Below are 10,762 nucleotides of genomic sequence, written 5' to 3' on the forward strand. Positions count from 1 at the left end.
CGCCTCCGACGGCGTGCGCCTGCACGTGCTGGAAGTCTCGCCGCAGGGCGTTCCGGGCGACGCACCGGTGCTCGCCTTCGTTCCCGGATGGTCGATGCCGGCTTCGATCTGGGGCGCCCAGTTGCTGGCGCTCGGGACGCGCTATCGGAGCGCCGCGCTCGATCCCCGGGGCCAGGGGCGCTCCGAGATCCCGGCGGACGGCTACACGCTCGAGCGGCGCACGCGCGACATCGCGGAGTTCGTCGCCCGCTATCCGAAAGTCGTGCTGATCGGCTGGTCGCTGGGTGCGCTCGAATGCCTGCACTACGTGCAGGCGCACGGCGATGATCGCGTAGCGGGGCTCGTACTGGTCGACAGCTCGGTCGGCGAACAGCCGCCGCCCGCCGCGGGCAACTTCACTGCGGCGCTGAAGGGCGATCGCGCCAAGGCAGTGGACTCGTTCGCGCACGCGATCTTCCGAAGCCCACGCCCGCCCGAAGAGATTCGCAGCCTGATCGAGGGCGCCTTGCGGCTGCCGTTGCAGGCGAGCATCGATCTGCTTTCGTACCCGAAGCCGCGCGAATACTGGCGCGATGTCGCCTGGGCCTTCCGCAAGCCGCTGCTTTACGTGGTGACGCCCCAGTTCGCCGCGCAGGCGGAAAATCTCCGGCGCAACCGGCCAGGCACGCGCATCGAAGTCTTCGAGCAAGCCGGTCACGCGCTCTTCGTCGACGAGCCGCAGCGGTTCAATGCACTGATCGAGGCGTTCGTGGGCGAACTGTAATGCCGGCGCCGATCAGGGCAGGTGCGGCTCGAAGCGCTCCCAGCCGCCACCAAGCGCCTTGTATAGCGCAACCAGCGCCTGCAGCTCGTTCGCTCGCGCATCGACGCTGGCGCGCTCGGCGGCGCTGTACGCGGATTGCGCCTGCAGCAGCGCGATGAGGTCGTCCTCGCCGGCCTGGTAGCGTTGCCGCGCGAGGTCCAGGGCATCGGCCGACTGCCGCCGCGCCGCCTCCGTGTCTTCCCGCGTCCGTCGCTCGGAATCGAGCTGGTTGAGCGCCGTCTCGCTGTCGTTGAGCGCGCCGAGCACCGCACGCTCGTAGCGTAGCGCGGCCGCTTCCGCCTGCGCGTCGGCCGCGCGAATGCGGGCGCGAATACGCCCGCCATCGAACAACGGCCAATACAGGCTCGGGCCGAACGAAAAGCGCGTGCTGCCGGTGTCCACGAGATCCCCGCCGGTGCGCGCCTGCTGCCCGATCGAGCCGAGCAGCGCTACGCGCGGAAAGAGATCCGCCGTCGCCGTCCCGACGTCCGCAGTCGCCGCTGCCAGCTCGCGTTCGGCCCGGCGGATGTCCGGGCGGCGGCGCAGGAGCTCGGAGCGCAGGCCGGCCGAGACCGCTTCCGGCGCCGCGGGCAGCGCAGCGTCGTAGAGCAGACGGCGCGAAAGCGCCTCGGGCGGCTGCCCGGTAAGCAGCGCGATGCGATAAGCCGCGGCATGCGCCTGTGCCTCGATCCCGGCGATCGCCGCGCGCACGCTCTTCGCCTGCGCGTCGGCGCGCAGCGCATCGAAGCGCGCGGCCTCCCCGAAGCGGTGGCGCTCGCCGACGAGCCGGGCGACCGCCTCACGCGCCTGCGCGTCGGCGCGCGTGCTGCGCAATCGCGCCTGGGCAGCCCGTAGATCGACGTAGCTGCGCACCAGCTCGGCGATGACCTGCATGAGCGCGGCGCTGCGCATCGATTCGGCGGCGCCGATGCGCGCATCGGCTGCTTCGATCGCGCGCACATTGCGACCCCAGAAATCGATCTCCCAGCTTGCATCGAAGCCGGCATCGAACAAAGTGAAGCGGCGCTCCAGCGCCGGGATCCGGCCCAGCGGCAGCTGGCCGTTCTCGCTCAGCTGGTTGCGCGAGGCGGCTGCGGTCGCGTCGACCTGCGGGCGCGCGCCCCCGGCGATCGCGTCGCGATTGGCGCGCGCCTCGAGCAGTCTCGCCGCCGCTTCACGCACGTCGAGATTGCGCTTCGCAGCCGCCTGCACCAGTTCGGCCAGCAACGGATCATCGAACCGGCGCCACCATGCGATGTCCACGTCGCCGGCTGGCGCGGACGTGAGCCAGGCGCCGGTCGCGACCGGGTCGGCCGGCTTGACGTAATCCGGGCCCGCGACGCAGGCGCACAGAGTCAGTGTGAGAAGCGCAGGCAATCGGCGCAGCAGGATCATGGGCTTCACTCCATGCGCGCCCGAAAGAGCAGGGCGGCGGCCGTCAACGTGACCAGGGCGATCAGCGCCAGCGGCCATGTGTTGGCGAGGATCTCTGCGGCCGGCATCGCCTTGAGGAACACGCCTTCGCTCACGACCAGAAAATGGCGTGCCGGATTGGCCAATGCGATCGTCTGCAGCCAGCCCGGCATGTTGTCGACCGGGCTCGCGTAGCCGGAGAGCAGTGTCGCGGGCACGGCGACCAGGAACATGCCGAGAAACGCCTGCTGCTGCGTCTGCGACAGCGACGACACCAGCATGCCGACCCCGACCAGCGCAGCCAGGTAGGCGACCAGCGCCAGGTAGAAGACAGGCACCGACCCCGTCAGCGGCACGCCGAAGACATAGTGGATGAGCAGCGTGTACAGGGTGGCGTTGAAGACGCCGACCAGGACAGGTGGCACCATCTTGCCGATCAGGATCTCGTGCCCGCGAAGCGGCGACACCATGACCTGATCGAACGTCCCCAGCTCGCGCTCGCGCGCCACCGACTGCGCGGTGAGCCCCAGCCCGAGCACCGTGGTGATGATCACCACCAGCCCCGGCATCGTGAACCACAGGTAGTCGAGATTGGGGTTGAACCAGTTCGTGACCACGAGCTCGGCGCGTGGCGGCGTACGCGCCGGCGCCAGCTGCACGCTCATTTCCGCCGCGATGCGCTCGAGGTAGCTCGACACGATCTGCGCGGCATTGGAGCGGCGGCCGTCGAAGATGGCCTGGATGACGGCGGGGCGGCCTGCGGCGGCATCTGCGCTGAAGCGCGCATCGAACGCGACCACCGCGATGACCTTCTGATCGTCGATGGCCGCTCGCAGCGCCGCGCGCGAATCGATGCGCACCAGGCGGCGCACCACGGTGCTGCCGGCGAGGCGCTGGACATATTCGTGGCTCCATGCGCCGCCGTCGCGGTCGTAGACGCCGATGTCGACGTTTTTCACTTCGAGCGTCGTGGCGAAGCCGAGCACGAAGAGCTGAATGAGCGGCGGCCCGACCAGGATCAGGCGCGCGCGCGGATCGCGCACCGCGGCCCACAGCTCCTTCACGACCATCGCGCGCAGGCGCCGCCACATCAGGCCACCCTCCGGTGCGTGGCGCGGGCGGCGAGGGCGAAGAAGAGCGCGCCGAAGCCCAGCAGGATGGCGATGTTGCGCAGGAAAAGGTCCCACAGATCGCCGGCGACGAACACCGTCTGCAGCGGCGGAATCAGGTATCGCGCAGGGACGGCGTACGTGATGAGCTGGATGATTCGCGGCATCGAATCGATCTCGAACAGGAAGCCGGACAGCATCATCGCGGGCAGAAATGCGCTCAGCAGCGCGACCTGGCTCGCGACGAACTGGTTCTTCGTCACGGCCGAGATGAGCAGGCCCTGCCCCAGGGCCGGAATCAGGAATGCCGAGGCGATCGCAGCCAACGCGAGCGGCGAGCCGCGGAAAGGAACGCCGAACGCGAACACCGCGATGAGCGTGCACAACGTCATCGAGCCGAGCGCGAGCACGAAATAGGGAATGACCTTGGCGGCGAGGAACTCGGCCAAGGCGACCGGGGTGGCCATCATCGCTTCCAGCGTGCCACGCTCCCATTCACGCGCAACCACGAGCGCGGTGAGCAGCGTGCCGATCATGGTCATGACGATGGCGATCGCGCCCGGCAGCAGGAAATATCGGCTCGCGAGCTCGGGGTTGAACCAGAAGCGCTGCGCCAGCGCGAGCCGCGGGCCTGCCTGCACGCCGTGCTCGGCGGCGAGCCCGGCCGCCCAGTTGGCGCGCACCCCCTCTGCATAGGCCGCCACGAACGCCGCCGTGTTGGGCAGCGATCCGTCGGTGATGACCTGAATCGGCGCGCTTTCGCCGCCTGCGAGCTGCCGGCCGAACTCGGCCGGGATCACGATGATGGCGCGGATGCGCCCGCCGATGAGCTCGCCCTTCAGGCCCGCCACGTCGCGCCGTCCCGTCACCTCGAACCAGTGCGAGCGTTCGAACGCGGTGGCGAGGCTGCGCGCCGGCGCACTGCCGTCCTGCAGGGCGAGCCCGATGCGCGTGCGGCTGGTGTCGAGCGACACGCCGTAGCCGAACAGGAACAGCAGGATGACGGGCAGCACCAGCGCGATCAGGAAGGTCGAAGGATCGCGCACGATCTGCAGCGTCTCCTTTACCAGCAGCGCGCGCAGGCGGCGAGGCGCGAGAGCGCGGCTCATTCGGCCGCCTCGTCGAACTGCCCGACCAGCGCGACGAAGGCGTCTTCGAGCGTCGGATCTTCGACCCCGGTCTGGCGTGCGACCTGGGCTTTGAGCTCGTCGGGCGTCCCGAGCGCCACCTGCGCCGAGCGGTAGATGAGCGCGATGCGGTCGCAATATTCCGCCTCGTCCATGAAGTGCGTCGTGACCAGCACCGTGACGCCGCGCTCGACCAGCCCGTTGATGTGCGTCCAGAACTCGCGCCGCATGATGGGATCGACGCCCGAGGTCGGTTCGTCGAGGAAGAGCACCGGCGGCTGGTGCATCACCGCGCAGGCGAGCGCGAGGCGCTGCTTCAGGCCGAGCGGCAGCATCCCGCTGTTCGTGCGAAGCTGGTCCTCGAGATGGAAGACCGCGACCACGCGCTCGATGGCTTGGCGCTGCGCCGCGCCCGCGAGGCCGTAGGCGCCGGCGAAGAAGTCGAGGTTCTGGCGCACGCTGAGATCGCCATAGAGCGAGAACTTCTGCGCCATGTAGCCGAGCGACTGGCGTGCGTCGGCGCGTGCGATGCGAAGGTCGTGGCCGGCGACGCGCCCCGTGCCCGCGCTCGGGGTCAGCAGTCCGCACAGCATCTTGAAGGTGGTGGACTTGCCTGCGCCGTTGGGTCCGAGCAGGCCGAAGATCTGTCCGCGCGGGATCGAGAACGTGATGTCGCGCGCGGCGGTGAACTCGCCGAAGCGCTTCGTGAGGCCCTGCGCCACGATCGCCGGCTCGGTGCTTTGCGCGATCGCGCGATAGCTGCTCGCGAGCGGGCTCGTTCCGGGCGGCCCGCCGCCGAGGATGTCGACGAAGGCATCCTCGAAGCGCGGGGCGACGGCTTCCATGCGGCTGCCTGGAGCGGCCTGCAGCGTCTCGGGCGTTGGCGGCGAGGCTCCCGGCTTGATGACGAGCCGCAGCGACGCCCCCTGCACGATGCCGTCGGAGATCTCGTCGCGGTCGAGCGCGCGCTCGAGCAGCGAGCGCCGGGCCCCGACGTCCGTGAACAGGAGATACGTCCGACCCGCCACCCGGCTCGCCAGCTCGGCCGGATCGCCGCGGTAGAGGAGCCTGCCTTCGCTGAGCAGGAACACGGTATCGCAGCGCTCGGCCTCGTCCAGGTACGCTGTGGACCAGAGCGCGCCGATGCCTTCGCGCACCAGGGCGGTGACCATGGTCCAGAGCTCGCGCCGGGAGACGGGATCGACTCCGACGCTGGGCTCGTCGAGCAGCAGGACTTTCGGCGTGTTGACCAGTGCGCAGGCGAGCCCCAGCTTCTGCTTCATGCCCCCGGAGAGCTTGCCCGCCAGCCGGTCGTGGAAGGGAGCGAGCGCGGTGAAGTCGAGCAGGCGCTCGAAGGTGGACGCGCGCTCGCTGCGCGGCAGCCCGCGCAGGTCCGCATAGAGCGAAAGGTTCTCCATGACGGACAGGTCCTCGTAGAGACCGAAGCGCTGCGGCATGTAGCCGATCTGCGAGCGGTCGCAGTAGGTGGCGGGCTCGCCCAGCACCTCGACCGCGCCCGCATCGGCATCGAGCAGGCCGGCAAGCAGGCGGATGAGCGTGGTCTTGCCGGCGCCATCCGGGCCGACGACGCCCGTCATGCGCCCGGGCACGATGTCGATGTCGACGCCGTCGAGGGCAGCCGGCGCGCCCTTCGCGAAGCGCTTGGTCACGGCGCGTGCGCTGGCGACGGGCGCGGGCGCTTCAACGCCCTGCGGCGGGACGTGCATCCGGAACGCCGATGGTGACCGGCTGCCCCTGGCGCAGCGCGTCGTCGGGCTCGGTCACGATGATCCGCAGGCGATAGACCAGGTCGGTGCGAAGGTCCTCGGTCTGTACCGACTTCGGCGTGAACTCCGCCGTCGGCGAAATGAAGCCGATGCTGCCGGGATAGATCTTCGGATTGCCGTCGCTTCTCACCTCGACCGTCATCCCGGGAGAGATGCGGCCCAGATCGGGCTCGCCGATATAGGCGCGGATGCGCATCGGCCGGTCGATCGTGAGCGTGAATACCGTCGCGCCCGGCTGCACGATCGCGCCCGGCTCGCGCGCGCGGGTGAGAATGATGCCCGCCGACGGGGCAAGCAGCGTGGCGTCCGCGAGGTCGGTGTGCGCCTTGTCGCGGCGGGCGATGGCGCCCGCGTGCTGCGCGGCGGCTGCGTCGATGTCCTCGGCCCGCGCGCCCGCGCGCTGCAGCGAGAGGGCCTGCAGCGCAGCTTCGAGCTGGGCCTGGGCGGCGAGATATTGCGCCTGGCTCGTTTCGAACACGGCCTGGCTCACCGCGCCGGTCTTGACCAGCTGCGCACGGCGCTCGTGCTCCTCGCCGGCCTTCGCGAGCGCAGCACGGCGCTCGGCAACGACGGCCTGTGACTGCGCGATGTCCTGCGGACGGTTGCCGTTGCGGCGCTTGCGCAGTTCCGCGGCTGCCGCCAGAACCTGCGCCTCGGCGGCGTTGAGCGCATCGTTCAGCGGCTGCGTATCGAGGCGCGCGAGGACGGCGCCTTGGTCCACCCTGGCGCCCTCCTCGACGGGCATCTGCGCGATCCGTCCGCCGATGCGAAAGCCCAGGTCCACCGAGCGGATGTCGACGTTGCCGTACAGCGTGAGCACGGCCGGCTCATCGCGCGCCCACAGACCGAAGCCGCGGGTGAGTACGGCCGCGGTCAGCGCCAATGCGAGCACGATGGCCACGACGATCAGGCGGTGCTTCATCCGTCCTCCTCGGAGGTATCGGTTTCGAGGATGGCGCGGCAGTTCGCGCGCACGACCAGCGCGATCCGGGCCGCGCGCTCGGAATCGATCTCCTTCCAGCCGGTCACGCGCGCGACCGTCTCGCAGGCGACGCGAAAGACGAGAATCTGGCCGAACAGCGTCACCGCCTTGAGCCGTGCTTCTTCCGCGCTCCAGCGCCCCTGGCCGACACGTTCGATGAGACCGACCAGGCGGCCCGCGACCTTCTCGATCACGGCCTCGTAGAGGATTTCGAAGGCCGCGGTCGGCTCCATCTGCTCGCGCACGATAAAGCGCGCCCAGGCGGCGCAGCGCGGGTCGAGCAGCATCGCGAGCATGCCTTCGGCAAGGGCGTAGATGCCCTCGAGTGCCTGCGTGGGCGTGGCATCCGGCGCCAGGGCGGCCTTCTCCAGGGCGCCGGCCAAGCCCGCCTCCATCTGTTCCTTGGCGATATGGCGTGCGGCGGCGAGGTACAGGCCTTCCTTGCCGCCGTAGTGATAGGTGATCGACGACATTGCCGTGCCGGCCGCAGTGGCGATCAAGCGGGTGCTCGCCGCTTCGCGCCCCTTGCGGCCGAACTGCTCGATGGCCGTTTCCAGGAGCCGCTCGTTGACCGATCTCGGGAGCTCGGAACGCATGGCGGCGTTATAGTTCGTTCGAACGAACATGTCAACCTGCCGACTCGGCCACGGTATGGAGAACGCTGCAACGCCGTTGGGGAGACGCTTGCTGTTCGCCGCGCCGGCCGCCCGACGCCTTCATCGGCGCTGCGTCGGACAGCTTGCGGCACAGCTATCCGTCATGGCCCTGCGCTGCCCGGGCCGTGGATTATGATGGCGGCAGCACTGTTCGGGGCGCGGTCTACGAAGGAGCGCATGCCATGTACGTCGAGAATGCGAAGCGTCTGACGCTTGCGGGCGCACGCAGGATGATGGCCGCCGCCATGGCCAAGGCCGAAGCCGCGCACGTTCCCATTTCCGCTGCGATCGTCGATGCCGGCGGGCACATGATCCTGCTCGAGCGCATGGACGGCGGCCGCTTCCATACCGTCCATTCCTCCACCACCAAGGCGGTCTGCGCCGCCTCCAACCGGCGGCCGACCTCGGCCCGGGGCGCACAGGGCCAGGACCTCGACACCGTGCACGCGCTGGGGCTCGCGCTGGCGGCCGGCCCGGAACGTTGGACCGCGACCGAGGGCGGCTACCCGATCATCGTCGATGGGGAGTGCATTGGAGGCATCGGAGTGAGCGGTGGCACCTGGGAATTCGACGACGCTCTGGCGCGGCTCGCGCTGGAGGCGATCGGCGCGACGTTGGTGTTCGACGGCAAATAGTAGCGCTCGGAGTAGCGCTCGGGGGGCAGGATGGCGCAGGAACCGTTGCGGGTCGGTTGCATCGGCATGGGCTGGTGGTCGGACGTACTGGCCGATGCCATCGTGCGCTCCGGCAAGCTCGAGATCGTGGCCTGCTTCACCCGCTCGCAGGACAAGCGCGAGGCGTTCGCGCGCAAGTACCGCTGCCGCCCCGCGCCGAGCTACGAGGCCATGCTGCAAGACGGCGCCATCGAAGCGATCGTCAACACCACGCCGAACAACGTTCATCTCGAAACCACGGCCGCGGCCGCCGCCGCCCGCAAGCATGTCTTCCTCGACAAGCCGATCGCGAACACGGTGTCGGATGCACGGGCGCTGACCGTTGCCTGCCGAAGGGCCGGAGTGATACTGGCGCTCGGCTACCAGCGGCGCAAGGAAAGCCACTTTCGCTGGGTGCGCGAACGGATCGACGCCGGCGAATTCGGCCGCCTGGTCAATGCCGAGGCCAACATCAGCCGGGACCGGCTGGGCCAGTTCGATGCGAGCTCGTGGCGCTACACCGCCGCCGGCATGCCGGGCGGGGTCATGCTGCAGATCGGCATCCACTATACCGATGTCCTGGAGTATCTCCTCGGGCCGATCGTCGCCGTGAGCGGCCGGCTCGGGCAGCTCGTGCTGCCCGGAGACAACCCCGATGTGGCGAGCCTCGTGCTCGAGCACGAGAACGGCGCGCTCTCCACGCTCAATGCGAGTTATGCCTCGGCGTCCGAGTATTACCTGATGAACGTGTACGGCAAGGAGGCGAGCGCGTACTACGATCTGCATCAGGGTTTGCGCTTCCTCAAGCGCGGGACGAACCGGGCGGAGCCGGTCGGCTGCGCGAAGAACGACGCGATCATGGAGGAGTTGGAGGAATTCGCCGCGGCCGTTCGTGGCGAGGGCCGACCCGAAATGGACGGCGAGGCGGGGACGCGATCGCTCGCCGTGCTGCGAGCCGGCATCCGCTCGGCGCGCGAGGGACGGCGGGTGACGGTGGAGGAGGTGCTGGCGAACGATTGATCGCGTCGTCCTCGCGCACGATGGGCCGGAGCGCGAAGCTTCCCCTGGATTTCCGCTTGCGCGGGAATGACGGCTTCGAAGTCCCGCTCGCATGATGACGCATGCATGGCGGGGTTGGGCGTGACAAGGGCGTCGACTGCTTCATCGTTCGGAGGAGGCCGTATGAGAGAGGTAAGGGTCGCAGCAGTGATTGCGGTTTCGCTCGGCGTGCTCTCCGCAACGGCGATCGCGCAGGAGCCCGCTTATCCCAAGCGCGGCAACATCGAGCTCACGGTGCTCTTCCCCGGGGGCACCTCGGCCGACATCACCGCCCGGTTGCTGGCGCAAGGCATCGCCAAGCACACGGGCGCGAACATCGTGGTCGTGAATCGCCCGGGCGCCGGTGGCGCAGTCGGTTACCGGCATGCGGCCGCGCAGAAGCCCGACGGCTATTCGCTGGTCTGGAACTCCAATTCCATTTCGACGACGTATCATTCCGGGCAGCTCCCGTTCGATTACAAGGCGTTCGATCCGGTGGCGCGCGCGCTGGTCGAGTCGCCGCTGCTCGTGGTGCGCATCGAGCCGCGCTGGAAGACGCTGGCGGATTTCATCGCCGAGGCGAAGAAGCAGCCCGGCAAGGTCACCATCGCCAACTCTGGGGTCGGCAGCCATACCCATATCTCGTCGGCCGCGTTCGCCCGTGCCGCCGACATCGATGTCCTCGACGTTCCGTACAGCGCGGCGCAGGTGATCACCAACGTGCTGGGCGGGCACGTCGACGCCGTCGTCACGCTGCCGGCCGCGGTCGCAGCGCACATGCAAGCCGGAAAACTTCGCGCCATTGCGTCGCTGACCTCGGCCCGCGACCCCGGGCTGCCCGACGTGCCGACGGCGCGCGAGCTGGGATACGACGTGTCGCTGGAGGCGTGGCGCGGCATCGCGGTGCCCAAGGGCGTTGCGTCGGCCCACGTTGCCGTGCTGGAGACTGCGATCCGCCGGACGGTCGAGAGTCCCGAATTCGCCCAAGGCACGCAGAAGCTCTATGTGCGTCCGGCGTTTCTGGGCGCGCAGGCGTTCGGTGAGCTGATCGCCCGTGAGGACGCTCAGCTCGCGCGCATCATGCAGGCGATCGGGGTGAAGAAGTAGGGGGCGATAGCCACCCCATTGAAGAAGTGGCGGGCGATAACCAACCCCGTGAACACGACGCCGCGCGTGTTGTCTCTCGCTCACTTGA

At 69.2% G+C, this 10,762-nt stretch carries 10 protein-coding genes; 4 read left to right on the forward strand and 6 right to left on the reverse strand.

Translation table 11 applies throughout. The features are described from left to right. The first annotated feature begins 13 nt into the window (after positions 1–13). Positions 14–763, forward strand: a complete 750-nt coding sequence (locus tag GEV05_14400; GenBank protein MPZ44561.1) for an alpha/beta fold hydrolase — start codon at positions 14–16, stop codon at positions 761–763. 12 nt (positions 764–775) lie between these two features. Here the strand turns inward: GEV05_14400 and GEV05_14405 are convergent, their stop codons facing one another. Genes GEV05_14405 through GEV05_14430 form a run of 6 tightly spaced genes read right to left on the reverse strand, consistent with a single transcriptional unit; the run spans position 776 to position 7,846 of the window. Then, on the reverse strand, positions 776–2,197 hold the full coding sequence (locus tag GEV05_14405) for an efflux transporter outer membrane subunit (GenBank protein MPZ44562.1): 1,422 nt from the start codon (positions 2,195–2,197) through the stop codon (positions 776–778). 5 nt (positions 2,198–2,202) lie between these two features. Further along, on the reverse strand, positions 2,203–3,306 hold the full coding sequence (locus tag GEV05_14410; protein ID MPZ44563.1) for an ABC transporter permease subunit: 1,104 nt from the start codon (positions 3,304–3,306) through the stop codon (positions 2,203–2,205). Beyond that, positions 3,306–4,433 (reverse strand): ABC transporter permease subunit, encoded by a 1,128-nt coding sequence (locus GEV05_14415; protein ID MPZ44564.1) that lies wholly within the window; start codon positions 4,431–4,433, stop codon positions 3,306–3,308. Before GEV05_14415 ends, GEV05_14410 begins: the two co-directional genes overlap by 1 nt. Further along, entirely contained in the window at positions 4,430–6,178 is a 1,749-nt protein-coding gene (locus GEV05_14420) for an ATP-binding cassette domain-containing protein (protein ID MPZ44565.1), read from the reverse strand. Before GEV05_14420 ends, GEV05_14415 begins: the two co-directional genes overlap by 4 nt. Next, positions 6,153–7,160 carry a secretion protein HlyD gene (hlyD, locus tag GEV05_14425; protein MPZ44566.1) on the reverse strand — a complete coding sequence of 336 codons (1,008 nt, stop codon included), beginning with the start codon at positions 7,158–7,160 and terminating at the stop codon, positions 6,153–6,155. The genes GEV05_14420 and hlyD overlap by 26 nt, the downstream gene beginning before the upstream one ends. Then, positions 7,157–7,846, reverse strand: a complete 690-nt coding sequence (locus GEV05_14430; protein MPZ44567.1) for a DUF1956 domain-containing protein — start codon at positions 7,844–7,846, stop codon at positions 7,157–7,159. The genes hlyD and GEV05_14430 overlap by 4 nt, the downstream gene beginning before the upstream one ends. Before the next feature lie 212 nt (positions 7,847–8,058). Between GEV05_14430 and GEV05_14435 the strand changes: the two genes are divergently transcribed. The 3 genes from GEV05_14435 (at position 8,059) to GEV05_14445 (ending at position 10,674) form a co-directional block, all read left to right on the forward strand. After that, positions 8,059–8,511: a heme-binding protein gene (locus GEV05_14435; GenBank protein MPZ44568.1), complete on the forward strand. Its 453-nt coding sequence runs from the start codon at positions 8,059–8,061 to the stop codon at positions 8,509–8,511. Between the two features lie 30 nt (positions 8,512–8,541). Beyond that, positions 8,542–9,549 (forward strand): hypothetical protein, encoded by a 1,008-nt coding sequence (locus GEV05_14440; GenBank protein ID MPZ44569.1) that lies wholly within the window; start codon positions 8,542–8,544, stop codon positions 9,547–9,549. Between the two features lie 66 nt (positions 9,550–9,615). Continuing rightward, complete coding sequence (locus tag GEV05_14445; protein MPZ44570.1) at positions 9,616–10,674, forward strand: tripartite tricarboxylate transporter substrate binding protein; 1,059 nt, start codon at positions 9,616–9,618, stop codon at positions 10,672–10,674. The last annotated feature ends 88 nt before the right edge of the window (positions 10,675–10,762 follow it).

The sequence above is a fragment of the Betaproteobacteria bacterium genome (genome assembly GCA_009377585.1).
Classification (GTDB): Bacteria; Pseudomonadota; Gammaproteobacteria; order Burkholderiales; family WYBJ01; genus WYBJ01.